Here is a 25,877-nt window from a genome sequence, read left to right on the forward strand (position 1 = left end):
TTGATCCGCTTTGGCTGTTGAGGGTAGAGCAGGGCAAATTCCGTAGCCATTGCCATTTCCCAAAGGAGACAGCCCATGCCGATCGTCGTTGGACAAGACAGTTCCCAAACCCGCAAAACTCTTACAGTAGGCGACAAAAGCTACGCCATGTATTCGATCAAAGCGGCGGAGGAAGCAGGGCTTGGCGAATTCACCAACCTGCCCGCGGCGCTGAAGGTTGTCTTGGAGAACATGCTACGGTTTGAAGATGGCAAGACGGTTCACACTGACGACATCAAGGCGTTTTCCGATTGGGGCAAGCAGGGCGGCAAGAACCCCAAGGAAATCGCGTACCGTCCGGCCCGCGTTCTGATGCAGGACTTTACCGGCGTGCCAGCAGTGGTTGATCTGGCTGCGATGCGCGACGGTTTGGTGGCGCTGGGCGGCGACCCTGAAAAGATCAACCCGCTGAACCCGGTTGATCTGGTCATCGACCACTCGGTCATGATCGACGAGTTTGGCAACCCGCGCGCCTTCCAGATGAATGTGGACCGCGAATATGAGCGCAATATGGAGCGCTACACGTTCCTGAAATGGGGCCAATCGGCGTTTAACAATTTCCGCGTTGTGCCACCCGGCACCGGCATCTGCCACCAGGTGAACCTGGAATATCTGGCCAAGACAGTTTGGTCCGACACCGATCAGAACGGCGATATGGTGGCCTATCCGGACACGCTTGTGGGCACAGACAGCCACACGACCATGGTAAACGGTGCGGCCGTATTGGGTTGGGGCGTTGGCGGCATTGAGGCTGAGGCCGCGATGCTGGGCCAGCCGATTTCGATGCTGATCCCTGAGGTCATTGGCTTTGAGCTGACCGGCGCGATGGTAGAAGGCACGACCGGCACCGATTTGGTTCTGAAAGTGGTCGAGATGCTGCGCGCCAAAGGCGTTGTCGGCAAATTCGTCGAGTTCTTCGGCGAAGGCCTTGACCGCCTGCCGCTGGCCGACCGCGCGACGATTGGCAACATGGCGCCCGAATATGGCGCGACCTGCGGCTACTTCCCGATTGACAACGAGACGCTGCGCTACCTGCGCACCACGGGCCGCGAGGAAGACACGATCGCGCTGGTTGAGGCCTATGCAAAAGAGAACGGCTTCTGGCGCGATGCGGGCTACCGCCCGATCTACACCGACACGTTGAAGCTGGATATGGGCACGATTGTGCCAGCGATTTCCGGGCCGAAACGCCCGCAGGACTACGTTGCCTTGACCGAAGGCGGCAGCGCGTTCCGCCGCGAAATGGAAGAGACGTTCAAACGCCCGATGGGCAAAGAGGTCGCGGTTGCAGGCGAAGACTACACGATGGAATCGGGCAAGGTTGTGATCGCCTCGATCACATCTTGCACCAACACATCGAACCCTTACGTGATGATCGGCGCCGGTCTGGTGGCCCGCAAAGCGCGCGCTTTGGGTCTGAACCGAAAGCCTTGGGTCAAGACGTCCTTGGCCCCCGGATCCCAAGTGGTCAGCGCTTACTTGGAAGCGGCTGAGCTGCAGGACGATCTGGATGCGATCGGGTTCAACCTGGTGGGCTACGGCTGCACGACCTGCATCGGTAACTCTGGCCCGATCCAGAAAGAGCTGTCTGAGGCGATTGCCGAAGGCGATCTGGTTGCGACATCCGTTCTGTCGGGCAACCGCAACTTTGAGGGCAGGATTTCACCCGACGTGCGCGCGAACTACCTTGCCTCGCCCCCGCTGGTGGTGGCCTATGCTTTGGCCGGTACGCTGGATATCAACCTGGCCGAGGACGTCATTGGCACCGACAAGGACGGCAATGATGTCTACCTGAAAGACATCTGGCCGACGTCGCAGGAGGTGGCGGAACTGGTTGAGCAAACCGTGACCCGCGAAGCGTTCCAGTCGAAATATGCCGAAGTCTTCACCGGCGACGAAAAATGGCAGGGCGTCGAGACCACGGACAGCCAGACCTATGACTGGCCCGCGACCTCGACCTATGTTCAAAACCCACCCTATTTCCAGGGCATGGGCGCTGAGCCGGGCGTGATTTCCAACGTTGAAGGCGCGAAAGTGCTGGCGGTGTTGGGCGACATGATCACGACTGACCACATCTCGCCAGCCGGTGCGTTCAAGGAATCGACACCTGCCGGGCAATACCTGATCGACCGCCAAGTTGCCCCGCGCGAGTTCAACTCTTACGGGTCGCGCCGCGGCAACCACGAGATCATGATGCGCGGCACGTTCGCCAATATCCGCATCAAGAACGAGATGCTGGACGGCGTGGAGGGAGGCTTCACCAAAGGGCCCGATGGCAGCCAGATGTCGATCTTTGATGCCGCGATGGCGCATCAGGCAGAAGGCACACCGCTGGTGATCTTCGGGGGTGAGCAATACGGTGCCGGGTCGTCGCGCGACTGGGCTGCGAAGGGCACTGCGCTGCTGGGCGTGAAGGCGGTTATCGCTGAGACGTTCGAGCGTATTCACCGGTCCAACCTTGTGGGTATGGGTGTGATCCCGTTCGAATTTACGGGTGGCGACACGCGTAAATCACTGGGCCTGACGGGCGACGAGACTGTTTCGATCACTGGTCTGGAAGGCGATCTGAAGCCGCTTTCCGAGGTGCCTTGCGTGATCACCATGGCCGACGGGACAGTGAAAAACATCACCCTGAAATGCCGCATCGATACCGCCATCGAGAAAGAATATATCGAGCATGGCGGCGTGTTGCATTATGTGCTGCGCGATCTGGCCGCAGCCTGATATCTGACCAAATTTCAGGGAAGCCGCCCCAGCGTTTAGGGGCGGCTTCTTTGTATCTAGGGTTGTGTTTCGGGCGGTGTCGCGCATTCTGGCGGCATGAAAGGCTTTCCTGATCTACCGCCGCTTTGGCTGATCTTGTTTCTGGTGCTCAATTGGCTGCTTGCCAAAGCTGTGCCGGGGCTGGCCGTTGGGCCTATTGCCAACGCTGTCAGCTGGGCGTTGATTTTGGCGGGGCTTGGCCTGATTGGCTGGGCTGCGTTTTGGTTCTGGCGCCGTAAGACGACGATTGAACCGCATCACAGCGCGCAAGCTTTAATCGTTGAGGGGCCGTTTAGGATCAGCCGTAACCCGATCTATCTGGCGATGCTTATTATTCTGCTGGGCGCCATAATCGGCCGGGGGCAGCCGCTTGGGCTTTTGCTGTTGGTTGCGTTTTGGGTGGTCTTAGATCGGCGTTTCGCTATTCCGGAAGAAGAGGGGCTGCGTGCCAGCTTTGGCGCCGAGGCGGAACGCTACCTGAGCGCCACGCGGCGTTGGATATGACAAATTCTCGCGAAGGCTTGATTGGCGCTGACGGGTCTGGCGCGGTACGCAGACTGGCACGTAAACACAGGATTGCTTTGATGCGCAGGTTTTTTGCAGCCGCAGTTGCGGGGTTTTTGTCGACGATGCCGGTGAGCACGGTCTCGGCGGATGTGGTTGTTGAGCTTTACACCTCGCAAGGCTGCAGTTCTTGCCCGCCTGCAGACGCATTGTTGGGCGAGCTGGCAGAGCGCGACGACGTGATCGCGCTGTCGTTGCATGTGGATTACTGGGACTATCTTGGCTGGAAAGACGCGTTTGCCAACCCTGCCTTTACCCAAAGACAGCGCGGCTACGCGGCACGGTCAGGCTCCACGATGATTTACACGCCGCAAATGGTGGTTGGGGGCAGCGATCAGGTCGTGGGCACCAAAGCGATGAAACTTTCCGAGCTGATTGCCAAACACGCGGCGCGCGCTGAACCTGTCGCGCTGTCGCTGGAACGCGCCGATGACACCCTGGCCTTGTCGGCAGAGGTGCCTGCGAACGCGCCCGACGTGATGGCGGTTTATCTGGTGCAATACAGCCCCAAGTCATCCGTCGAGATCAAACGCGGCGAGAATGCCGGGCGCACTATCACCTACCACAATGTGGTGACGAATTGGGCGTTGCTGGCGAAGTGGGACGGGCAGGCGCCTTTGTCGCTTGAGGTTGACCTGACCAGTGATGACCCGGCCGTTGTCATTGTGCAGGACGGCGCGATTGGCCCTATTCTGGCCGCACAAAAAGCGGATTAAGTGTCTGCTTTTTCGTAAGTTTTTCGACGCCATTCCTCTTGTTCGGGCTTCCAGCGTCGATGGATCCAGAACCATTGTTCCATATGCTGACGCACAAGCGCTTCGAGGGAGTCGTTGAGCGCCTGCGTCATTTCCCGTGGGGATGAATGCGCGATGGGCGCTTCGCAAATCACTTCGAAATCCAGCCCGTTTTCCTGACGGATGCCATAGGTTGGCACCACCAGCGCGTCGTATTTGAGCGCCAGCTCCGCCGCCGAAAGCGCTGTTGGGGCGGGTTTTCCGAAGAATGTGACCGACGCGCCGTCGCGCATATATTGGTCGATCAGGAACCCGCCCATATTGCCCGCGCGCAGGAATTTCAGCAAGCCCGACAGGCCCCGCCGCCCGCGAGGAAAGACCGGCGTGCCGATCTGGCTGATCGCGGCCACGTAGTGATCATTGAAATAGCCGTTGTTCATTTCGCGGTAGAGCGCGCCCACTTTGAAGCCCTTGGCGATCAAGGCCGCGCGCGGGGCGTCGTAATTCCCGAAATGCCCTGTGACCAAGACCACTGGGCGACCGGCATTATGGGCCTCTTCCAGCGCCGCGACGCCGGGGCCCGTCAAGGGCGCGTCCGCGAAGCGGTCGGTAAAGCCCTTGCCTGAATAGATCTCGATCAACGTGCGCCCGGCATTGTCGGGGACGGCGCGCATCAGGCGTTTGACCTCTGCCTCTGGCAGGTCGGGGCAGACATAGGCGAGATTGTCGCGCACCCGTTTGCTGTAGCCCGCCAGCGGGGCGACGACGCGCGACACGAGCCAGCCCGCCATTGGCACCCGCAATCGGTAAGGCACCAACAAAGCCGCGCCGATCAAGGCGCGGATCGCGAGGTTTGAGGCATATTCCGCCATGCCCCTGCGCCCGGATGCTGTTTCGCCTAGTGCCATACTCGCCCGTGCAGTCCGTTCAATGTGATCAGCGCCCTCACATAAAAGCGTGGGCGCGTGCGCGCAAGCTAGTCGGGCGTTTTGGCAAGCCCTGTGCCGATCATGCTGTCGCGGGTGACCAGCTCTGCCAGCTGCGATTGGGTCCAGCCATCCGTGCCGTCGGGCCGGGTGGGCAGGACGATATAGCGCATATCGGCGGTGCTGTCATGGACGCGGCAGGTCACGGTGTCGGGCAAATCGACGCCGAATTCTGCCAAAACCTTGCGCGGCTCCTTGACCGTGCGGGAGCGGTATTCGCGGGTTTTGTACCAATCGGGCGGCAGGCCCAGCAGGTTGCGCGGGTAGCAGCTGCACAAGGTGCAAACGACCACGTTGTGGATGTCGGACGTGTTTTCGACGGCAACCAGGTTCATCGGGCCGATATCGAACCCCATTTCCCGCGTGGCTTGCGAACCATCGGCCAGCAGCGCGGCTTTGAAATCCGGCTCAAGCCAGGCGCGCGCCACAACCTGCGCGCCATTGGTTGGGTTGCGCGCGTCCATGGCTTCGATCTGGGTGGCGACTTCGGTGGCGGTGACTTCGCCTTTCTCGATCATCAGCTCGCGCACCGCGATTTCCATGACCTGCCAATAGCTGAGCGGGCCGTCATTGTCGGCGCGGTACGGGTGGCCGGAGGGGGACAGGTGGTCATGGTCGTGATGATCATGGGGCATTTTGGTCGATCCAATGCTCGTAGATTTCGGCGTCCAGCGTATCAGCGGGGCGTTCGGCGGCGCTGCCCCAAAGCTCGGCCATTGAAAAGCGCACGCGATAGAGCTGCTTTTCGGGGGCGGGCAGCATGTATGCGCGCTGTTCGGGGTTCTCATAGGGGCCAAGGCGGCGTTCAATTACGCCGGTTTTTCCGCGCAGGTAATGCGGCGTGCGGACGTGGCCCGGCGGGCAAAGATCGCGGATGCGTACCTGTGTGCCGGGTTCATACATCTTGCGCCGCCCCGTAGGTGTCGCCGCGCGATTTGACCTCTTCCATCTTCGCGCCGAGCTCTTCGATGGAATAGACACCGGCCTCGATGAGGTTTTGATTGATGGAGGCGATCCAGCGCTCGTAATAACTCATCTCTTCAAAGGCTTTTTCGCCCATGTCTTCGAGCGCGCGGCGCAGCCCGTCGACCGTGAAATGCCCGCGGGCAGAGCCCAGGATCATCAGCGCATCGACGCGTTTTTCCCAAAGGGCGAAATCATGCTGGTCATCGGGGATGGGACCGGCGTCGCTGCCGCCCATATCGTGCCAACGGTGGTCTGGATTTGTACTCATGGCGCCAAGCTAGAGCGCGCGTCAGCGGTTCGCAAGCGCCTCGATCTGGCCGCGCAATCCGCCGAGCGGATAGCCCGCTTTTTCGAGCGCAGCGATGATCGCGTCCGTTTCCATGAGACCCGCTTGCGACAGGGCCCAGAGGATGGCTGACCGCGTTCCAGAGGCGCAGTATGCCAGCACTTTTCCGTCGACTTTTTGTGCCTCGACATGGTCCAAGGTCAGCTCGTTGGCGGCCATTGGATTGTCGCTCCATCCCATGCCTGCGGCTTCGACGGCCGCTTTGATCACGTCGGGTGCATCTTCAGGCGCGCTTTCATAGGACGGCCGGTTGCAGATCACATGGGTGAACCCGGCAGTGCCCAGCAGCGCGACATCGGCGGCGGTTATTTGCGGGGACACAGCGAAATCGGGGGAGAGCGGGCGAATATCCATGGGCCTTGCTTAGCCGGTGCGAAAGCGGCTGTCACCCGAGGTTGCGCCATCATGGCGACGACCATGGCCAGAAAAAACACCAGACCCTGCCAGCCGCCGAAGCTGAGCGAGGCCATGGCCGGACCGGGGCAAAGGCCCGACAGCCCCCAACCGATGCCAAACAACCCGGAGCCCAGCGCAAGCCTTGGTGTGATTTCCGAACTTGGGGCTTGTGGCAGCGGGCCGCCGAACATGGCTTGTGTCCGCCTTGCGGCGACGCGCCATGCGAAAAACATTGGGATGATGGCGCCGCCCAGAACGAAGGCCAGGGTCGGGTCCCATGCGCCAAACAGATCGAGCCAGCCTTGCACCTTGCGCGTGTCCGTCATGCCAGACGTGAGCAACCCCATCCCGAACAGGCCGCCAGCCGCGACCGCGATTAACCGCCGCATCAGATGACCCCCCAAACGGTTCGGAACAAAATGACGCTGAGCGCGCCCGTTGCGAGGTAGATCAAGGTGGCCACGATCCCGCGTGGCGACAAACGCGATATGCCGCAGACCCCGTGCCCCGACGTGCAGCCATTGGCCAACCGTGTACCGAACCCCACGCAGAGGCCCGCCGCAATTAGGACCACGATGTTGGAAGTTGCATGCGTGGGCGGCGCGCCTGCAAGCAGGTGCCATAAAGCGGGCACCCCGATGAGACCCGCCAAAAACAGGATCGCTTCGGTGCGCGCCTTCCCGGTCTGGGAGCCGTCAACGACGCCGCCCAACAAGCCCGACGCGCCCATAATGCGCCCGTTCGCCAACAGCAGCAGCGCCGCTGCGCCGCCAATCATCAGCCCGCCGATGAGCCCCCAAATCCAGTCTATTGGCATAGCGATCTCCGTCATGTGTTGTGCTGAGTTACTGTGCCTTGCGTCAGGGCTTCAAGAGCGGTTTTGGATATGTGTTGGTTTGGCGACAAGCTCAAGAAATGAGCGCTTCATCGGTAAACTGGTTAATTTTGCCTGTTTTTTCGGCCTATTCCGTTAACACTTCCAGTTAAACGCTATTTTTGGGACCTTTTCCGTGGTATGGTTTGTAGGTGGCCAACGTAAATCTGGGAGGATTTCATGACGCAACTCACCACGACCGAATTGGACGCTGCCCTTCGTAAACTGATTGCCGACCCCGGCAAGCTGGATGAGGTCAAACAGACCATTCAAACTGGTGCATCCGCATTTCAGAGCCGCTACCGCAAATCTGAGGCACGCAATGACGATCTTGAAGACATGTTCGACAATTTGCCGATCTAAGACCGTCTACATTTTTTCCTGAGTATATTTTTTGAATTCCGCGCGCGCGACCTGCCTGCGATGCACCGCATCCGGGCCGTCAGCCAGCCGTAGCGTCCGCAAATGCGCCCATTGGCGCGCGAGCGGCGTGTCTTGGCTGATGCCTTGCGCGCCGAACATCTGGACGGCCTGATCGGTGATCTCCAGCGCGATGCGCGGGGCCTCCACCTTGATTTGGCTAATCCAGGGGGCGGCGGCGCGCGCGTCGCCCTGATCCATCATCCACGCGGCTTTCAGACAAAGCAGCCTGGCCTGTTCGATCTGCATGCGGGCATTGGCGATATAGTCGTAATTGCCACCAAGCTGGGCGAGCTTCTTGCCAAACGCCTCACGCTGTAGCGACCGTTTGCACATCAGCTCGAGCGCGCGTTCGGCCATACCGATGGCGCGCATGCAATGGTGGATGCGGCCGGGGCCAAGCCTACCTTGCGCAATCTCAAAGCCGCGCCCTTCGCCCAGCAGCATTGCCGCGGCGGGAACGCGCACGTCCGAGAACCGGATTTGCATGTGGCCATGCGGCGCCTCGTCATCGCCGTAGACCTGCATGGCGCGCAGCTTTTCGATGCCGGGCGTGTCCGACGGGATGACGATCATGGAATGGCGCTGGTGCTTGGGGCCATCTTGCGCGGTGCGCACCATGATGATGTAGACCGCACAGCGCGGATCGCCCGCGCCAGTGGCCCACCATTTTTCGCCGTTAAGCACGTAGTCATCGCCGTCGCGGGTGCAGCTGAGAGCGATGTTTGTGGCGTCGGATGAGGCGACTTGCGGCTCCGTCATCAAATAAGCGGAGCGGATTTTGCCGTCCAGCAGCGGCTGCAACCAACGTTCGCGCATCTCAGGCGTGCCGTACTTCTCAAAAACCTCCATATTGCCGGTATCTGGTGCGTTGCAGTTGAAGGTTTCAGGGGCCAGATGCGCTTTGCCCATTTCTTCGGCAAGATAGGCATATTCGACCGTCGACAGCTGGTGCCCAGTTTTCGATGACCAAAGGTTCCATAGGCCGCGATCTTTTGCCTTGGATTTCAATGTCTCGATGATGTCGCTTTGGCGCGGGGTAAAGGCCCAGCGGTCGCTGATTTCGACTTCGGCGAAATAGGGGGCCTCCATCGGGGCGATCTCGTCGCGTACCATTTGGGCTGTGGCATCGCGGATCGGCAAAAGGCGCTCGCTGGGTCCTAGGTTCATCTTGTGTCCTGAATGGCATGCGGGTTTCGCGCGAAGCCTATGGGGCAGCGGGCGCTTGTCAATCCTGATGCGGCGGGTAAGCTCACGCCATGGACGATTTTTCCATCGACACCCTTGCGCCTTTTCTGGCCGAGCATGCGACCGAATTGCCGACGCTGACAGGGATCCGCAAATTTCCGTCCGGGCAGTCGAACCCGACCTATCAGCTGGATTGCGACGGGGTCTTTTATGTTCTACGCGCAAAACCGCCCGGCAAATTGTTGAAATCCGCGCATTTGGTGGAGCGCGAATACCGGGTCATGGCAGCACTTGCGGGAAGCGGCGTGCCGGTGCCGCGCATGGTGTTTCTGGCTGAGGATCATGTCTCGCCACTGGGGCGCGCATTCTTTGTGATGGAGATGGTTGAGGGGCGCATTTTCTGGGATCCGGCGGTGCCAGAGGTGGACCAGAGCGAGCGTGCCGCAATCTATGATGACATGAACCGTGTTCTTGCAGCGCTGCATGACGTGGATGTCGTAGCCGCGGGGTTGGGAGATTATGGAAAACCCGGCAATTACTTTGCGCGGCAAACGGATCGGTGGTCGCGGCAATATTGCGCCTCCAAGACGCGCGACAATGCGGATATGGACCGACTGATGGCGTGGTTGGAGGCCAACATGCCACCCGATGATGGGCAGGTCGCGTTGGTGCATGGCGATTTTCGGCTCGACAATATGATCTTTGACAACGGCGGCGCGCAGGTGCGGGCGCTTTTGGATTGGGAGCTGAGCACTTTGGGCCACCCGCTGGCAGATCTGGCCTATCAATGCATGCAATGGCGGCTGCCGCATAAGGGTGGCATGCGTGGTCTGGGCGGGCTTGACCGCGCCGCATTGAGACTGCCGGATGAAGACGCCTATGTGGCGCGCTACTGCGCCCGGCGCGGGATAGAGCGGCCCCGCAACTGGGCTTTCTATCTGGCCTTTTCATTCTTCCGTCTTGCTGCGATCCTTGAAGGTGTCGTACGCCGGGCGCAGGATGGCAACGCATCCAACCCGGAAACGGCCAAGACATATGCCGCGGCGATCCCCTTGCTGGCGGCTGAGGCAAACAGACTTATCGACGAAAGAACAGCATGAAACACCCCGTCAGATTGGAACGCCGCAACGGGCAGGCGCTAATCGCAATTGACAACCCGCCGGTCAATGCGTTGGGGCATTCGGTGCGGCTGGGCATTCTGGCGGCGTTTGAGGCGGCCTTGCAAGATGACAGCATTGACGCGATCCTGCTGGCCGCCAATGGCCGGACCTTTCCGGCGGGCGCCGATATCAAAGAGTTCGACCAGCCCGACCGCGCGCCGTCGCTGCCTGATCTGTGCGACCTGATTGAAGCCTCGCCCAAGCCGGTGATCGCGGCTTTGCATGGTACTGTGCTGGGCGGCGGGTTGGAGCTGGCGATGGCCGCGCATTACCGCATTGCGAGCCCGAACACCCAGTTCGGCCTGCCCGAGATCAAATTGGGGCTTTTGCCCGGCGCCGGTGGCACGCAGCGCGCACCGCGCCTGATGCCTGTGACGGATGCACTGACAATGATGCTGACCGGGCGTCCGATCCTGGCGGACCGGGCCGAGGCAATTGGCCTGATCGACGGAATTGTTGAAGGGGACCTGCGCGAAAGCCTGCGCTATCTGGCGCGCGAACTGACCGAGCCGCGCCCGACGCGCGCGTTGCGGACGCATTTGTCGGATGGCGCGGCATTTATGGCGGCGACGGCGCAAGCGCGTTCCCAGACGCGCGGGGTTTTCGCGGCCAAACGCATTGTGGATTGCGTTGAGGCCGCGTTGCTTGTGCCCTTTGACGCCGCTTTGGAGATGGAGCGCGAGGCGTTTTCCGACTGCCTTGCCTCAAACGCCTCTGCCGGGCTGCGCCATGCGTTTTTTGCCGAACGCGCCGCGCAGAAATTTCCCGAAGTTGCGCGTGCCCAACCAAGGCCGGTCAACAGTGTGGGTATTGTTGGCGGCGGATTGATGGGCAGCGGGATAGCGATTTCGTGCTTGAATGCCGGGTTGTCAGTCAGTCTGGTCGAACAAGGGGAGGCCGGCGTTACGCAGGCGCTGGATCGGATCGGTGCGCATTATCAAAAAGAGGCGCAGGCCGGGCGGATCACCCAGGGTGAGGGCGCGGAGGCGCTGACGCAGCTGAACCTGACTACCGACCTTGGGTCTCTCGCGCAGGCTGATCTGGTGATTGAAACCGTGACCGAGGATACCCCTGCGAAAGTCGCGGTGCTGTCGAAACTGGGCAAAATTTGCAAAGCCGACGCAGTTCTGTGTTCCAACACCTCTTATCAGGATATCGCGCAGCTTGGTGCCGCGACCGGACGCGCGTCGGAGTTTTTGGCGATGCATTTCTTTGCCCCAGCAAACCGAATGCGGTTGGTCGAGATTGGGGTCACAGAACAGGTTTCAGACGTGGCGGTTGCCACGGCGCATCAATTTGCGCGCCAGCTTGGCAAACTGCCCGTGCGTTGCGCGGCGGTGCCGGGTTTGATTGGCAACCGGGTTCTGTCGGCTTACCGCGATGCGGCCGACGCGTTTTTGCTGAAGGGCGCCAGCCCTTACCAAGTAGACATGGCGATGCGGGAATTCGGTATGCCGCTTGGGCCGTATGAGGCGCAGGATGCCTCGGGGCTGGATGTCGGGCAGGCGCGCCACGGACTTCGAGACGGGTCGCCTGTGCTAGAATTGTCGAGCCGGATGGTGCAGGCGGGCTGCATTGGGCGCAAAGTAGGGCAGGGCTATTACACCTATACTGACGCGGGCAAAGCGCTGCTGAATGAAGAGGTGATGCAGCTGCTCGCGTTGGAGCGGTCGGAAAAGAAGGTTCAAACCAGCCCTTCAACGGCGCAAGACATTCAGCAGGGCATTTTGGGTGCGATGATCAATGCGGGCGCTTGGCTGTTGGAAAACGGCGTCGCCGCGAGGCCGGGCGATATCGACACAGTGCTTTTGCACGGGTTTGGGTTTCCGCGTGAAAAGGGCGGGCCAATGCATCAGGCGGATGTGATCGGCGCGTTTGATGTCCTGACCCGGTTGGAGCGGGCGCAGGCCGCGGGACCTGCATTTTGCGAGATTGCACCGCTGTTGCGCAAGCGCGCCGCGGAGCGCGAAACATTTGCCTAAGCAACAGGCAGGTTCCTAAAAAATCATCCTTTGGGGCGGGATCGTGCTTGACCGTAGCAAGAAACTGGCGTCAGAATACGTATTCAAGGATTAAAGAAACGCCGGCTCGGGCGTTGAAAAAGGTGGCGGCTGCTGTTCTGTTCCAGTCGTAACGACAAAAGGGAGACTATTATGAAACATATCAAAACCGCTATGCTGAGTGGCGCAGCCGTTCTGTCGGTCATGGGCGCTGCCTACGCAGATGGCCACGCGTGTTCGGTCACGTCCGGCTCTGTTCGGGTGTTGGGCAATGAATTCCCCGCGATCCAGACGATTGTGGCGAAGGCGCGTGAATGCATCTCGGGCGACGCGACGATCACCACGAACCTGACCAAAGACAACCGCGATATCCAAGTTGCTGCTTTGACGCCAAATCCGGCCGAATACACGACCTCCATCGTTGCGAACGGCACGCTGGTTCCGCTGATGAATGAAGGCTTGGTGCGCCCGCTCGACGATCTGGTCGCAAAATACGCGCCTGATTTTCCCAAAGGCCAGTTGATCACAATCAACGGTCAGGTGATGGCGGTTGCTTTTATGGCGAACGCGCAGCACATGTTCTACCGCGAAGATATTCTGGCCGAAGCTGGTGTTGACGTGCCGACCAGCTACGAGGATGTTTTGGCCGCCGCAAAAGCGATCAAAGACAAAGGCCTGATGGATTACCCGCTTTCGGGCACCTACAAAGCCGGTTGGAACCTCGGTCAGGAATTCAACAACATGTATATGGGCACCGGCGCGCCGATGTTCAAAGACGGCACCGCCGAGGTTGCGATTAACAACGAAAACGGGGTCGCCGCGCTTAACATGATGAAAGCGCTGTCGGAATATATGAACCCCGACTACCTGACCTACGATTCCAATGCCGCCGCGGCCGAATGGGAAGCGGGTAACGTGGCGATCATGAATATGTGGGGCTCACGCGCAGGGCCGGTAACCGATAATGAGGGCTCAACCCCTGAGATCGTTGCCGCGACAAAATTCGCCGCCGCTCCGACATTGGGCGAGGGCGACGAGCTGGCCACGACTTTGTGGTGGGACGGTTTCACGATCGCCACCAACATCACCGATGAGGACGCAGAGGCGACCTTCCAGGCGATGATCAGCGGCATCACGGATGAGACCGCGAATGCGAACCCGGATCAGGCTGTTTGGTTGATGCCCGGGTACAAACCCGGTGCTGCGGCTGTGGGCGTCTTCGCCTCCGCTAAGGCGACGCCTTACCCAATGGTGCCTTATGGCAGCTTGCTGCACACCGCTTTGGGCGCGGAACTGACAGACTTCATGCAGGGCAACGAGTCCGCGGAACAAGCTCTGGCGGACGTGGAAGCTGCTTATACAGCGGCAGCCAAAGAAGCGGGTTTCCTGCAGTAAGCGTTTGATGCGCTCGCTAAGATCAAGGGCTGGGGCCTTTTTACAAGGCCCCGCTCACAGCTTTCGCCCGGCATAACACGCGGCGACAGTATTTCAGGCTTCGGGGGACGCTATGAAGCACAAGACATTTCTCTGGTTCATGTTGCCATCGGCATTTGCGATGCTCTTGTTTATCGCGCTGCCCATCGCCTCTGTCTTCGTCCAATCGCTCTATATCGAGAACGAAAAGGTTCTGATTGAGGTGGAAAACTGCGTGCCGCTAGGCGGCTGCACCACCGAAACGGTTGTCGACACCGAAGCTTCCGCCCGGCTGAAAGAGGAACGCCCGCTGGGCGTGTTCAACGGGTTTGGCACCTACACCAACCGCAACCATCTGGCGACGGCTGAGATTGCGGAGTTCTGGCGCACCAGCGACGGGCTTGGTGATTTCGCCAAACAGGTTTACGGGTTGCCGTTTTACAAAGCGCTGTCCTTCACGCTGACCTACACATTCCTGGTGACGCCGATGGTGATCATTCTGGGCTTTTGCATCGCCTTGGCGGTCAATGCTTTGCCGAAGATGTTCAAGGGGCTCGCGATCTTCTTCTCGCTTTTGCCGATGATGGTGACGCCGCTTGTGGGCTCCCTCATTCTGTTTTGGATGATCGATAGCCGCGGGGTGCTGGGCCAGACGATACAGGTCATTATGAGCGATCCGGGGCTGTCGCTGAAGGCCAGCCCGGCGCTGACATGGATCATGTTGATGGTCTACGGCACCTGGTCATCTGCGCCTTTTGCCTTCGTTGTGTTCTACGCAGGGCTGCAATCGGTGCCGAAGGACACGCTTGAATCGGCCATGATCGATGGCGCGTCGCGGTGGGAGCAGGTGCGCTTCGTGGTCGTGCCTTATCTGATGCCGCTGGTGACATTCATCGCGCTGATCCAGTTGATGGATAACTTCCGGGTGTTTGAGCCGATTGTAGGCTTCTCGGCGGAGGCCTCGGCCACATCGCTCAGTTGGATCATCTACAACGATCTCAGGGGGAGGTGCAGCTATTCGGTTCCGCCGCCGCCACCTCGATGTTGACCATTTTGGGTGTGGCCGTATTGCTGGCGCCGGTTTTGATCCGGACATGGCGCGACTTTAAAGGAGCGAAACCATGAGTGAAGCCCTCGCAACCCGCCGTTCCAAACCGCTGCAGTTCACGCTTATGGCGTTCTTGATTATCTGGCTTATCGCCGCAGCCTTTCCGTTCATGTGGACGCTTTGGGGTAGCTTCAAAGTGCAGTCGGATTTCTTCTCGATTGAAGACTGGCGCAACGCCCTTTGGGGGACGCGGACGGTGATCGAGACCGGCGACACCTTCACCTCAAACGGCTATTACGGCGCCTGGGTGACAGAGCTGTTCGGCACCGCTGTGTTCAACACATTGATCGTGACGATCTTCGTGGTTGCCATCTCGCTAACCTTTGGCACGCTTGGCGGTTACGCGCTGAGCCGGTCGTCTTACAACTACACGTTCTGGATCCTGATGGTCGCGCTGGTGTTCCGCGCGATGCCGCATATCACGCTGGTCTCAGGCTATTTGCTGCCCTTCTTTGAGCTGAATGTTTGGGGGTATCTGTCGACGACGGTCATTGTGCTGGTGGCGATCAACCAGCCGTTTACGATCTGGATGCTTCGGTCGTTCTTTATGAACATCCCCAAGGATCTGGACGAATCTGCCATGGTCGACGGTTGCACACGGTTCCAGGCGTTCCGCTATGTGATCATCCCGGTCATGTGGCCGGGCGTGATCACCACGGGGCTGTTTTCCTTCCTGCTGGCCTATAACGACTTTGCGGTCACGGCCATGCTGCTGTCAAAAGAGAACCAGACCATGGTGCCCAAAATCGCTAGCTTCCTTGGCTCGACCCAGCAGGAGGGCAACGTGATGTTCGCCGTTGCCGCCGTGGTCTCGGCCACTGCACCGCTGTTTGTGCTGGTGCTCTTCTTCCAACGTCAAATTGTCAGCGGGTTGACCGCCGGCGCCGTGAAAGGCTGATCGAGATGGCTGAGATTAAACTCAAAAACGTCAATAAGCGCTGGGGTTCGTTTGTCGGGGTCAAGGATTTTGACCTGACCATCCCGGACAAGGAGTTTCTGGTGCTGCTGGGGCCGTCGGGCTGCGGGAAGACGACGACCATGCGGATGATTGCGGGGCTGGAAGATCCGACTGAAGGGGAGATTTGGATCGGCGACCGCGTTGTGAACAATGTCGAGCCAAAAGATCGCGACATCTCGATGGTGTTCCAGTCATATGGGCTCTACCCCAACATGACGGTCTATGAGAATATCCGGTTCCCGCTGAAGGTGCGCAAAGTGCCGGAGGCAGAGCATCATGACCGGGTCATGCGCGCCTCTGCCATGGTGGAGCTTGACGATTTCTTGCAGCGCAAACCGGCGGCTTTGTCAGGCGGACAGCGCCAGCGTGTGGCCCTGGCCCGTGCGATTGTGCGCAAGGCGGAAGTGTTCTTGATGGATGAGCCGCTGTCCAATCTGGATGCCAAGCTGCGTGTGTCTACGCGTGCTCAGATCAAAAACCTCAGCCATGAGCTGCAGGCGACCACCATTTACGTGACCCACGACCAGATTGAGGCGATGACCTTGGCCGACCGCGTTGTCGTGATGGAGAAAGGGATCGTGCAGCAAGTTGGCACGCCTACGGATATCTATGACAACCCAGCGAATACTTTTGTGGCCAGCTTCATCGGCAACCCGGCGATGAACCTGATTGATGGGCAGCTGAAAGATGGCACCTTCACCGCACCCAATATTGAGGTCAAAGGGCTGACTGGGCGCGACGGGGCTGTGACGCTTGGCTACCGGGCGGAGGATGCGTCGGTTGCGACAGGGGCTGGGTCCGAGATCACAGCGCCGGTCTATTCAATGGAACTGCTGGGGGATGCGACGATGATCACGGTCAAATCTGGCAGCGCTTTGATGGCGGTCAAAGCGGATAAAGAGTTCCGCGCGGAGATCGGCGACAGCTTCTCTGCCAATGTGCCAGCTTCGATCTGCCACCTGTTTGATCAGGCAACCGGCGCGCGGCTTTAGTCGGATTGACGACAACTGTCTTAGGGGTGGCCGTTTCTGGCCATAATCTCGCCTGATTACCTTGGTTTTTGGAAACAACAGTTTCTGAAAGCAGGGTAATTCCATGTCCGATACAGCGATGCCGCAAACCTTGGTCTCAACACCTAAAGGTGGTTCTGACGCTGCGCAATCCGTGGTGGTGCGTGTGGCGCAAGAGCATGGTGTGAGCCCGTTCAAGCAATTTTTGGATGTCACCAAGTTACGGCTCGGCGCGACCAAACTGGCGTCGAACGAATATTACGACGCGCAGCTTTATCGCCCGGAGCTCAGCGCTGAAGAAAAACGTCAATTCGTCGGTGAGCTGCGCAACAAAGAATTGAACCTGTCGATGTCGCCGCCACAGATCGCGCGGATCAGCGATTTCTTACAGGACAAAGTGCTGTATACGGCGCTGCTGGCGCAGCTGGGCTTTTCCGCCACCAAAACGCAGGCTGTCTTTTCGACCCGCCGCTCATTTGGCAGGCTGACGACCTTGCGCAACGAGGCTGAGATTGTTGATTTTCTGACCCAGACAGCGCAGTTTCCACTATTCGGCAAACCGGTTGAAGGATCGAAAAGCGTGGGCTCAGCCCTGTTCACATCTGTGAATGCTGAGGCGGGAACACTGACCCTTGGCAATGGTCGGGAGGTCGAGTTGACTGCGACAGTCAAAGAAATCGTCGCCAAATTTACCAAAGGCTATTGCTTTGAGGACGCGGTCGTTCAGCACAAGAGCTTGTCTGACATTGCCGGTCCTGCGCTGGGCACCATGCGGATTGTCACTGTCGTTGAGGACGGCGCGCCGCGCCCGCTTTACGCACTGTGGAAAATACCGGCGCCAGACGCGATGTCGGACAATTTCTGGCAAGCAGGAAGCATGTTGGCGGAGCTTGATGTGGCGACCGGTGAGGTCAAACAAGTGCGCCGCGGGTCTGGGCTGGAGATGGAGATCATCGAAAACCACCCGGTCAGCGGCAAGCCACTATGCGGCGTGTCCATCCCGGAGTGGGAGAAGGCTACGCAACTTGCCTGCGACGCGCATGCATTGGCACTTGGCAACGGCATCCTGGGGTTCGATATGGGCATCAGCGAGGCGGGCCCGGTCATTGTGGAGTGCAATACCAACCCGTTTCACACGCTTTATCAAATCGCGACCGGGCGAGGTATCCTCAACCCCGAATTCGCGCCGGTTTTCAAACGCATAGCGGATGAAAAGGCAGCAATCCTGTCGGCCGCAGGCAAAGCGAAAGCGTGATCTTGACTGATTGAACGGGGGCGTTCGGGTCATTAAGTGCCCGATGGCCGCGCTATTTGATGACGATTTTGATCAGGCGAAAGACAATCGCTGCACTGCAAATGACCACAAAGGTGGTGATCAGCTGTTCATAAGGCATCGGGGTATTCCATTACTCATTACACAACACGGATGACGCAAAACAAAAAAGCGCGTCGTCATGGTTAATATCGCGATAGAGGCGCCAATTTGTAAGAGAATTTCCGGCGTGAATTGGAAACAGTGTGTTTCCGTATCAAAACAGATCTGCGCTACCGATATTTGGCGGCGGTGATGAATTCGCCAAAGCTTTCACACCACACGACCAGCGTTGAATAGTCATCGATATCAATGCCCTCGGGGACATCGACCAGAAAGCCATCAAAGGTTTTGACGTCACCAATCAGTGCTGCCTGAGACTTGAGCGGGTTAAATTCGTCCTCATGCTCGACGAATTCGGACAACAGATAGATCTTGTAGTCCGGCCCCGGTGCGAGCGCGCCTTCGTGAACAATTTGCGTAGGCGTGAGGCTGATCGTGCCTTCCCCCCAATGCAGCAGATCGCTGCCACGCAGGTCGCGGGTCAGCTCGGCGGAATAGACCGCGTCGCGGGCGCTTTCCTCCAAAATGGCCGCATCGGGCGCGTCGGGGGCGGTCAGAATGGGAAGAAAATAAACGCCAAGAGCAAAACCAATGGCCAAGGTGATCCCGTGGGTGATCAGGGCGAGCATTAGGCGTTTCATAGCTGTCTCCGTCTGAGGCTTCATCAGGTTAGGTCAAAACGGGTTTGATGGCGAGCGTCTTGCGCTTGTCTGTATGCGCGGGCCTGACTACCTTGCGCTTATGATTGTCCGAGCCGCCACACCCGCAGATCACGCCGACATTTGGGCGATCCTGAACCCCGTCTTTCGCGCAGGCGACACCTATGCTGTGGACCGCAAAATTACCCGCGAGGATGCGCTTGAAATGTGGTGCGCGGCCCCGCGCGCGTCGTTTGTGGTCGAAGACGCAGGCGTCTTGCTTGGGACGTATTACATCAAGACCAACGCCGCGGGCGGTGGCGCGCATGTGTGCAATTGTGGATACGTGACGTCTGAGGCCGCGCGGGGCAGGGGTATCGCGCGGGACATGTGCCTGCATTCGCAAGCGCAGGCCGTGACGTTGGGGTATCGGGCGATGCAGTTCAACATGGTGCTTGCGACAAATGTCGGTGCCGTCGCGCTATGGCACAAGCTTGGGTTTGAGACGGTCGGGATGTTGCCCCACGTGTTTGATCACCCGTCTGACGGGCTGGTCGATGCGCATGTGATGTATAAGTGGTTGGCCGAAACGCAGGGTTAGGTCAGGATGATCCCCAGAACGACCATCATCAGCCCAAGCCCCGACAACAGAAGCGCGCCCAGGTTCATCGGCACCACGCTTTGCAACACGCCGCGCATCTCATCATCGGAAAGCCCCGCCTTCTTGGCCTTGCTGATCTTGCCGATGCAAATCATCAAAAGCGCCAACCCGGCAACGGTGACAATGGCCCCGATCGGGATCAAGTAACCCATGTATTTAACCCTTTTGACACGCGGCCCGCATGCCGCAGAATAGGCGCTTGAAGCCCGCGCCCACGCGCTATATCCCATGGGCTCTGCCGCGTTTCAAGCAAGGGAAAGCCCATGTCCGATACATCCGTCATCGATAGCAGCTACCGCGTCACAGCCGACGAGCTGCGCCAATTCGTTGAACGCTACGAGCGTTTGGAAATGGAGAAAAAGGACCTTGCTGACCAGCAAAAAGAGGTCATGGCAGAGGCCAAAGGGCGCGGCTACGACACGAAAGTGCTGCGCAAGCTGGTGGCTTTGCGCAAACGCGACCCGCAGGATATCTCGGAAGAAGAGGCCGTGCTCGACCTCTATAAAGAAGCGTTGGGGATGTAGGCGCGCCGATCTAGGGCTCAATCAGCTGCACATTCGGCATGCCGCGTATCACGGCAAGATCGGCATCATAGAGGTCAGTGAGCTGGTCGACATAGGCGTCGCTCCAACCAGGGAGGTCAACCTCCTGCTCCAAAGCGTCTTCGCGCGAAAACTTTTCTAGAAACGCCTCCATCACGCGCTGACGCTGTAGGTCATTCTGAGGTGGGTGCGCTTCCATATAGGACTGCATGCGCGCGAACCCGTTTTTGGTCATCAACTCGCCCAGAAAATCGTCGCGCCCGTCAAGATGCGTGAACTCGTCATGGCCGGATACGTGGCGCAGTAATTTGTGCCAGATCAATGGCGTGTCTTCGTTGCACCACGCCCAGATGCGCGCGGTGGGCATGATTTCAGTCAGACGCGCCAGCAGGTCGGACCACCGCAGTTTCATCGGGTCGCTGTCGCCCAGAAAGGTGGCGAAGTCTTTCTCGGTCGATTTTGCAAACACGCCGGGCACGAATGTGGCGGGGTTGCTGAGCCCGATAAACAGCTCCATCTCGCAGGACGCAAACAGGTTGCGTATGCGCGGCATCCGGTAGCCCGCGCCAACATAGAGCACATCGCGTTCAACTGCCCGTTTCGCCACGCCCAGGAACGCGTCATGGCTGAGAATGATGCGGTCAACTTCCTCCTCATCGAGGATCGCGTCGATCAGCGTTTGTTCTGTTTCAAAAGTGGGCGGGTTGTCTTTGAGGACCTGAAGCGCTTCGCGGATGATGGGGCGGTAGCGCGTCGGGTCGGCGACCAGAATGCCCTGCTCGACCAGCTTGTCTGTATTTTTCAGCAGACAGCCCAGCAATCGACCTTCATCTGTGCAATGCGCGCCTAGGTGCAGGGCAATTTGCATCGGGGTGCTGTCTCCGTTCGTCGCAGCCTGTGCGTCTGGTTTTTGTTCGGCCAATCGGGCCAAAGCGGAAGTGCTTAGTCAACTGAACCAGGGGCAATGTGCTCGATACTGCTCGGTTTCTTTCATATTTCTCTTAAAATTCGATTTATGTTGGAAAATGTAAAGCCCCAACGCTGTTTCGCGTCAAAATTCAAGCTCTGGACATTTCTGTCTAGACTTTGATCTGCGCTGATTTTAGCGTCTCCTGCAGTTGTTTTTGCGGAGGCTGGACCATGGATTCTCATTACCGGGTTGTCGTCATTGGGGGCGGTGTTGTGGGCACGTCGGTGCTGTATCATCTCGCCAAGTTAGGCTGGTCTGACGTCTGCCTGCTTGAACGTTCCGTCCTGACCGCAGGTTCCAGTTGGCACGCGGCGGGCGGCATACACGCGCTGAACGCGGACCCGAACATTGCCCAGCTTCAGGCGTATACGATTGATCTGCTCTCGGAGATTGAGGCGGAGTCGGGCCAGTCCATCGGGCTGCACATGACCGGCGGGATGACGCTGGCGGGCACGCCTGATCGCTGGGAATGGCTGCAAGCCGCCTACCGGACGTTCCAATCCATTGGCATCGAAGACTGCTATTTGATGACGCCAGAGGAGATCAAGAAAGCCTGCCCGATCATTTCCACCGACGGGATTATCGGCGGCATGTGGGCGGATCGCGAGGGTTATGTCGATACCACGGGGACGGTTCATGCCTACGCGATTTCGGCCAAGAAGCGCGGGGCGACAGTGTATGAACACACCAAGGTTGAAGAGCTGATCCAGACCAAGGACGGTTGGAAGGTTGTGACCGATAAGGGCACGATCACCTGCGAGCATGTCGTCAATGCCGCAGGTCTTTGGGCCAAGCAGGTCGGGCGGATGGCAGGGATCGAGCTGCCCGTCTCGCCGCTGAAACATCACTACCTGATTTCCGACACCATCCCCGAGCTGGAAGAGCTGGATTTCGAAGTGCCGATGACGGTGGACTTGGAAGGCTTCACCTATATGCGCCAGGATCAGAAGGGCATCCTGCTGGGCATTTACGAGATTGACCACGAGCATTGGGCGATGGACGGCGCGCCGTGGGATTACGGGATGGAGCTGTTTCAAGAGCAGACCGACCGGATTGAAAATGAGCTGACATTGGGGTTTGAGCGCTACCCGGCCTTGCAGCACACCGGCGTCAAAACCTGGGTAAACGGCGCGTTCACATTCTCCCCCGATGGCAATCCGCTGGTAGGCCCGGTGCGCGGTAAGCCCGGCTATTGGTGCGCCTGTGCGGTGATGGCAGGCTTCCTGCAGGGTGGTGGTGTCGGCAAGTCGCTGGCCGAATGGATGATCCATGGGGAGCCCGAGGCAGATGTCTTCGGCATGGATGTCGCCCGATATGGCCGCTTTGCGGAGAACCGAGAATATATCCGCCAGACGACTGGTCAGTTCTATACCCGCCGCTTCGTGATGACCTACCCGAATGAGCAACTGCCTGCCGGTCGGCCTTTGAAAATGGCCGGCGCCTATAGCGACATGACGGCTGCGGGTGCCCGTTGGGGCGCGAGCTATGATCTGGAGGTGCCGCTTTATTTTGCGCCTGACGGATTTGAAGAAACACCGTCGTTGAAGCGCTCCAATGCGCATGACCTCGTCGGGGCGGAATGCCGCGCGGTGCGCGATGGGGTTGGGCTGATCGATACCTCCGGTTTTTCGCGCTTTGAAGTGTCCGGCCCGAATGCGGAGGTCTGGCTGGACCGCCTGATGGCGTCCAAGTTGCCCACGCCCGGTTATGCACGATTGGCCCCGATGTTGGCCGAGAATGGCAAGCTGAAAGGGGACCTGACGGTTTTCAATTGGGATGGCGATACGTGGTGGATCATGGGGTCCTACTATTTGCGCGAATGGCATATGCGGTGGTTCGACGACCACATGATGGACGGGGTTGAGGTCCGTGATCTTGGGGAAGAGGTTGGCGGGTTCGCTTTGGCCGGACCAAAATCCCTGGAGGTGCTGGACCGTCTGGTCACCGATGATCTGGCCCCGATGCCCTTCATGGGCTGCGCCAGCTTTGATGTCGGGCTGATCCGGGCCAAGGTGGCGCGCATGTCCGTCACTGGTGAACGTGGCTACGAGATCAACTGCCGTGCAGGCGATCACATCGCGTTGCGGCGTATGCTGCTGGAGGCGGGGTCTGATCTTGGCATACGGGAGGTCGGGTTCAACGCGCTTTTGTCGCTGCGGCTGGAGAAGAGCTTCGGCATCTGGTCGGCGGAGTTCACGCAGGGTTACACGCCGGGTCAGACCGGCATGGACCGGTGGATCGCCTGGGACAAAGGTGACTTTGTAGGACGTGAGGCGGCTCTGAAAGAGCGTGATGCGGGTACGCCTGATCAGGTCATCGTCACGCTTGAGATTGACGCGACAGATGCCGATGCCAGCGGGTATGAGCCGGTCTGGAACGGCGACAAGCGCGTGGGTTTTGTCACCTCCGGCGGGTATGGTCATACGACCGGAAAATCGCTGGCCATGGCGATGATCGACAGCGATTGTTCGGGCGTTGGCACGCCGCTTATGGCCCATATCGTGGGGCAGGAACGCAAGGCGACGGTCATTGCGGCCTCGCCCTATGATCCGATGGGCAAGGCCATGCGCGGTGCGTAAGGCGCGCGGCGGCAGGCGGGCGGGGGTGGCGGCACCGTCAGCCCGCACGCCCAATTACCGGCAGTTGAAAAACCCGTTTCCACTGATGGAGGTGTTCTCGAAGGACGAGATCACCAATATGCATGAAACGGCGCTCAGGACGTTGGAAGATCTGGGGATGCGCGTTTTGCTGCCTGAGGCGGTGGAGCGCTTTCGCAAGGGCGGGGCGCGCATCGTGGAGGACATGGTCTATATCGGTCGCGACATGGTTGAGGCCGCGCTCGCAACTGCGCCAAAATCCATTGAAGCCCGCGCGGGCGAGCGGCACCGCGACCTGACTTTGGAGCTGGGCAGCCTGATGTTTCAACCCGGTGCAGGCGCGCCGCATGCCACTGATTTGGAACGCGGTCGGCGTCCCGGGTCCGGGCGCGACTACATTGAATATACTCAGTTGAACCAGCATTTCGACGTGCTGCAAATGCTGTCCCCTTCGGTTGAGCCGCAGGATGTGGAGACGCATTTGCGGCACTATTTCACGACCGAGGTGCAGCTGAGCTATAGCGACAAGTTTCCTTTCGTTTTTTCGCGGGGAACGCCGCAGGTGTTGGACTGTTTTGAGATGATCCGCGATTTTCGCGGGCTTTCTGAAGCAGGTTTTGCGACCAATCCGCATTGCTACACGATTATCAACACCAACTCCCCCGCACGCTTGATATCCCGATGGCACAGGGGCTGATTGATTTTGCCAAGCATGGGCAAATGTCCATCGTCACGCCCTTCACGCTGATGGGTGCCATGGCCCCGATCACTGTTGCGGGCGCGATCACCCTGTCCCATGCCGAGGCGCTTGCAGCGATCACGCTGACCCAGCTCGTCAAACCCGGCGCGCCGATCTGCTATGGCACCTTCACTTCGAATGTCGATATGAAATCCGGCGCGCCCGCTTTCGGGACGCCCACGCATTTTCAAGCCTCGCTTGCCGCAGGTCAGTTGGCGCGGTTGATCGGGCTGCCGTGGCGCTCCGCCGCCGGGTCCGCGTCGAACTTGAACGATGTCCAAGCGGCGAATGAAAATCAGCTGGGTCTCTGGGGGTGTCTTATGGCGGGTTCGACCGTGGTGATCCACGCGGCAGGCTGGCTTGAGGGCGGGCTGAGCGTCTCCTATGAAAAGATCATTACAGATGTGGAGGTCTTGAATATGGTGGCGGAGCTTTGTGCCGGACGAGCTGCGGGCGCAGATGAGATTGGGTTTGAAAACGCGCTTTCGCATGTGGAGCCGTCCGGCCATTTCTTTGCCGCGCCCCAAACGATGGCGCGCTACAGCACCGAATTCTATGAGCCGATCGTGCATGACTACACGAATTTCGGGACGTGGACGGAGGCGGGCGCACCCGATGCGTCCAGCCGCGCGACGCAAGTGTGGAAAGATATCGTTGCAGCCGAATATAAGCCGCCGACCGATCACGCCCGCATCGGCGCGCTGAAGGAATTCATCGCCAAGCGCAGCGAGGCGGGCGGCGCCCCGCCCGAAAGCTGATGGAGGACGTAAGCGAACTGCCGGGCAACACCAAGGTCACGCGGCAGGATTGGTTGAATGTGGCGATGGATTTGCTGATCTCTGACGGGATGTCCGAGGTGAAGGTGCTGACCATCGGCGAGCGTCTGGATGTGTCGCGTTCGAGCTTCTATTGGTATTTCAAAAGTCGCAAGGACCTGCTGGAACAGCTTCTGGCGGAATGGGAGCGGACCAACACCGCCGTCATGATCGCGCATAGTGAGCTGCCTGCGGGTGATATCATCGACGCGCTCAATAACTTCTTTCGCTGCGTGGTCGATCCGGACGGGTTTAACCACCAGCTGGACTTTGCAATCCGGGAGTGGGCGCGGCGCGACGGGGCTGTGCGGCGGGTGGTGGACCGCAGCGACACGGCCCGCCAAGACGCCGTCGCGCGCATGTTCGCGCGGCACGGGTATACAGAGGATGAGGCCGATATCCGCGCCCGCGTGCTCTATTATCAGCAGATCGGGTATTACGCGCTTGAGCTTAATGAAACGGTCGAAGAACGGCTCGCCCGCGTGCCGGGATACTTGTTTGTCTTTACCGGGGTTACGCCCCGTGCGGATCAGATTGAGGATTTTCAGGCCTTTGCGCGGCGCGTGACGGGCCAAGGCAAAACGGACGCGCCCGATTAGGGCACTGTATCTTCCG

25 protein-coding genes and 2 pseudogenes are annotated in these 25,877 nt (G+C 59.2%); 16 read left to right on the plus strand and 11 right to left on the minus strand.

All coding sequences use genetic code 11. From position 1 onward, the window contains the following. Positions 1 to 75 precede the first annotated feature (75 nt). The 3 genes from acnA (at position 76) to ACZ1G7_RS19070 (ending at position 4,082) form a co-directional block, all read left to right on the plus strand. Positions 76 to 2,763 (plus strand): aconitate hydratase AcnA, encoded by a 2,688-nt coding sequence (gene acnA, locus ACZ1G7_RS19060; protein WP_472660953.1) that lies wholly within the window; start codon positions 76 to 78, stop codon positions 2,761 to 2,763. A gap of 96 nt (positions 2,764 to 2,859) precedes the next feature. After that, complete coding sequence (locus tag ACZ1G7_RS19065) at positions 2,860 to 3,306, plus strand: methyltransferase family protein (RefSeq protein ID WP_472660954.1); 447 nt, start codon at positions 2,860 to 2,862, stop codon at positions 3,304 to 3,306. Continuing rightward, entirely contained in the window at positions 3,303 to 4,082 is a 780-nt protein-coding gene (locus ACZ1G7_RS19070) for a DUF1223 domain-containing protein (protein WP_472660955.1), read from the plus strand. The genes ACZ1G7_RS19065 and ACZ1G7_RS19070 overlap by 4 nt, the downstream gene beginning before the upstream one ends. On the opposite strand, the gene ACZ1G7_RS19075 is transcribed toward ACZ1G7_RS19070, so the two are convergent. From ACZ1G7_RS19075 to ACZ1G7_RS19105, 7 genes are all read right to left on the minus strand, one after another. After that, positions 4,079 to 5,008: a lysophospholipid acyltransferase family protein gene (locus ACZ1G7_RS19075; RefSeq protein ID WP_472660956.1), complete on the minus strand. Its 930-nt coding sequence runs from the start codon at positions 5,006 to 5,008 to the stop codon at positions 4,079 to 4,081. The two genes, ACZ1G7_RS19070 and ACZ1G7_RS19075, sit on opposite strands and share 4 nt — an antisense overlap. A 68-nt stretch (positions 5,009 to 5,076) precedes the next feature. Continuing rightward, positions 5,077 to 5,721, minus strand: coding sequence for a nitrile hydratase subunit alpha (gene nthA, locus ACZ1G7_RS19080; protein ID WP_472660957.1), 645 nt, complete (start codon positions 5,719 to 5,721; stop codon positions 5,077 to 5,079). Continuing rightward, positions 5,711 to 5,989 carry an SH3-like domain-containing protein gene (locus ACZ1G7_RS19085; protein ID WP_472660958.1) on the minus strand — a complete coding sequence of 93 codons (279 nt, stop codon included), beginning with the start codon at positions 5,987 to 5,989 and terminating at the stop codon, positions 5,711 to 5,713. The genes nthA and ACZ1G7_RS19085 overlap by 11 nt, the downstream gene beginning before the upstream one ends. After that, positions 5,982 to 6,287, minus strand: coding sequence for a ScnB-like protein (locus ACZ1G7_RS19090; RefSeq protein WP_472663765.1), 306 nt, complete (start codon positions 6,285 to 6,287; stop codon positions 5,982 to 5,984). The genes ACZ1G7_RS19085 and ACZ1G7_RS19090 overlap by 8 nt, the downstream gene beginning before the upstream one ends. Positions 6,288 to 6,341: 54 nt before the next feature. After that, positions 6,342 to 6,752 carry a protein tyrosine phosphatase family protein gene (locus ACZ1G7_RS19095; RefSeq protein ID WP_472660959.1) on the minus strand — a complete coding sequence of 137 codons (411 nt, stop codon included), beginning with the start codon at positions 6,750 to 6,752 and terminating at the stop codon, positions 6,342 to 6,344. Beyond that, a complete protein-coding gene (locus tag ACZ1G7_RS19100) occupies positions 6,704 to 7,183 on the minus strand; it encodes a DUF6691 family protein (protein WP_472660960.1) in 480 nt (159 codons plus the stop codon). The genes ACZ1G7_RS19095 and ACZ1G7_RS19100 overlap by 49 nt, the downstream gene beginning before the upstream one ends. Continuing rightward, on the minus strand, positions 7,183 to 7,611 hold the full coding sequence (locus tag ACZ1G7_RS19105) for a YeeE/YedE family protein (RefSeq protein ID WP_472660961.1): 429 nt from the start codon (positions 7,609 to 7,611) through the stop codon (positions 7,183 to 7,185). Before ACZ1G7_RS19105 ends, ACZ1G7_RS19100 begins: the two co-directional genes overlap by 1 nt. Before the next feature lie 237 nt (positions 7,612 to 7,848). Here ACZ1G7_RS19105 and ACZ1G7_RS19110 point away from each other — a divergent pair, with 237 nt between their 5' ends. Beyond that, positions 7,849 to 8,031, plus strand: a complete 183-nt coding sequence (locus ACZ1G7_RS19110; protein WP_472660962.1) for a hypothetical protein — start codon at positions 7,849 to 7,851, stop codon at positions 8,029 to 8,031. 6 nt (positions 8,032 to 8,037) lie between these two features. Here the strand turns inward: ACZ1G7_RS19110 and ACZ1G7_RS19115 are convergent, their stop codons facing one another. Then, a complete protein-coding gene (locus ACZ1G7_RS19115) occupies positions 8,038 to 9,258 on the minus strand; it encodes an acyl-CoA dehydrogenase family protein (protein WP_472660963.1) in 1,221 nt (406 codons plus the stop codon). Between the two features lie 89 nt (positions 9,259 to 9,347). Here ACZ1G7_RS19115 and ACZ1G7_RS19120 point away from each other — a divergent pair, with 89 nt between their 5' ends. The 7 genes and pseudogenes from ACZ1G7_RS19120 to ACZ1G7_RS19150 all read left to right on the plus strand — a co-directional run bounded on the left by ACZ1G7_RS19120 (position 9,348) and on the right by ACZ1G7_RS19150 (position 18,180). After that, entirely contained in the window at positions 9,348 to 10,376 is a 1,029-nt protein-coding gene (locus ACZ1G7_RS19120; RefSeq protein WP_472660964.1) for a phosphotransferase family protein, read from the plus strand. Continuing rightward, positions 10,373 to 12,418, plus strand: coding sequence for a 3-hydroxyacyl-CoA dehydrogenase NAD-binding domain-containing protein (locus ACZ1G7_RS19125; protein WP_472660965.1), 2,046 nt, complete (start codon positions 10,373 to 10,375; stop codon positions 12,416 to 12,418). The genes ACZ1G7_RS19120 and ACZ1G7_RS19125 overlap by 4 nt, the downstream gene beginning before the upstream one ends. Before the next feature lie 171 nt (positions 12,419 to 12,589). Then, the gene (locus ACZ1G7_RS19130) at positions 12,590 to 13,831 is read left to right on the plus strand and encodes an ABC transporter substrate-binding protein (RefSeq protein WP_472660966.1); all 1,242 of its coding nucleotides are present in this window, start codon (positions 12,590 to 12,592) and stop codon (positions 13,829 to 13,831) included. A 112-nt stretch (positions 13,832 to 13,943) separates the two neighbouring features. After that, positions 13,944 to 14,974, plus strand: a pseudogene (locus ACZ1G7_RS19135) (carbohydrate ABC transporter permease). Beyond that, positions 14,971 to 15,855 carry a carbohydrate ABC transporter permease gene (locus tag ACZ1G7_RS19140; RefSeq protein WP_472660967.1) on the plus strand — a complete coding sequence of 295 codons (885 nt, stop codon included), beginning with the start codon at positions 14,971 to 14,973 and terminating at the stop codon, positions 15,853 to 15,855. The pseudogene ACZ1G7_RS19135 and the gene ACZ1G7_RS19140 overlap by 4 nt, the downstream one beginning before the upstream one ends. Before the next feature lie 5 nt (positions 15,856 to 15,860). Then, positions 15,861 to 16,907, plus strand: coding sequence for an ABC transporter ATP-binding protein (locus ACZ1G7_RS19145; protein ID WP_472660968.1), 1,047 nt, complete (start codon positions 15,861 to 15,863; stop codon positions 16,905 to 16,907). Between the two features lie 103 nt (positions 16,908 to 17,010). Beyond that, a complete protein-coding gene (locus ACZ1G7_RS19150) occupies positions 17,011 to 18,180 on the plus strand; it encodes a sugar-transfer associated ATP-grasp domain-containing protein (protein WP_472660969.1) in 1,170 nt (389 codons plus the stop codon). Positions 18,181 to 18,470: 290 nt separating this feature from the next. Here ACZ1G7_RS19150 and ACZ1G7_RS19155 read toward each other — a convergent pair whose 3' ends face one another. Beyond that, positions 18,471 to 18,941 (minus strand): DM13 domain-containing protein, encoded by a 471-nt coding sequence (locus tag ACZ1G7_RS19155; RefSeq protein ID WP_472660970.1) that lies wholly within the window; start codon positions 18,939 to 18,941, stop codon positions 18,471 to 18,473. A gap of 73 nt (positions 18,942 to 19,014) precedes the next feature. Between ACZ1G7_RS19155 and ACZ1G7_RS19160 the strand changes: the two genes are divergently transcribed. Continuing rightward, a complete protein-coding gene (locus ACZ1G7_RS19160; RefSeq protein ID WP_472660971.1) occupies positions 19,015 to 19,539 on the plus strand; it encodes a GNAT family N-acetyltransferase in 525 nt (174 codons plus the stop codon). Here the strand turns inward: ACZ1G7_RS19160 and ACZ1G7_RS19165 are convergent. Beyond that, complete coding sequence (locus ACZ1G7_RS19165) at positions 19,536 to 19,751, minus strand: hypothetical protein (protein ID WP_472660972.1); 216 nt, start codon at positions 19,749 to 19,751, stop codon at positions 19,536 to 19,538. The genes ACZ1G7_RS19160 and ACZ1G7_RS19165 overlap by 4 nt on opposite strands. Before the next feature lie 111 nt (positions 19,752 to 19,862). On the opposite strand from ACZ1G7_RS19165, the gene ACZ1G7_RS19170 reads away from it, so the two are divergent. Continuing rightward, the gene (locus tag ACZ1G7_RS19170; RefSeq protein ID WP_472660973.1) at positions 19,863 to 20,123 is read left to right on the plus strand and encodes a DUF2312 domain-containing protein; all 261 of its coding nucleotides are present in this window, start codon (positions 19,863 to 19,865) and stop codon (positions 20,121 to 20,123) included. Between the two features lie 10 nt (positions 20,124 to 20,133). Here ACZ1G7_RS19170 and ACZ1G7_RS19175 read toward each other — a convergent pair whose 3' ends face one another. Beyond that, on the minus strand, positions 20,134 to 21,072 hold the full coding sequence (locus ACZ1G7_RS19175; protein ID WP_472660974.1) for a hypothetical protein: 939 nt from the start codon (positions 21,070 to 21,072) through the stop codon (positions 20,134 to 20,136). Positions 21,073 to 21,281: 209 nt separating this feature from the next. On the opposite strand from ACZ1G7_RS19175, the gene ACZ1G7_RS19180 reads away from it, so the two are divergent. The 3 genes and pseudogenes from ACZ1G7_RS19180 (at position 21,282) to ACZ1G7_RS19190 (ending at position 25,861) form a co-directional block, all read left to right on the plus strand. Then, a complete protein-coding gene (locus ACZ1G7_RS19180; protein ID WP_472660975.1) occupies positions 21,282 to 23,690 on the plus strand; it encodes a GcvT family protein in 2,409 nt (802 codons plus the stop codon). Beyond that, a pseudogene (locus ACZ1G7_RS19185) lies at positions 23,656 to 25,205 on the plus strand (trimethylamine methyltransferase family protein). Before ACZ1G7_RS19180 ends, ACZ1G7_RS19185 begins: the two are co-directional and overlap by 35 nt. Then, on the plus strand, positions 25,205 to 25,861 hold the full coding sequence (locus ACZ1G7_RS19190) for a TetR/AcrR family transcriptional regulator (protein ID WP_472660976.1): 657 nt from the start codon (positions 25,205 to 25,207) through the stop codon (positions 25,859 to 25,861). The pseudogene ACZ1G7_RS19185 and the gene ACZ1G7_RS19190 overlap by 1 nt, the downstream one beginning before the upstream one ends. The last annotated feature ends 16 nt before the right edge of the window (positions 25,862 to 25,877 follow it).

The organism is Litoreibacter sp. JB4-2 (assembly GCF_055693445.1).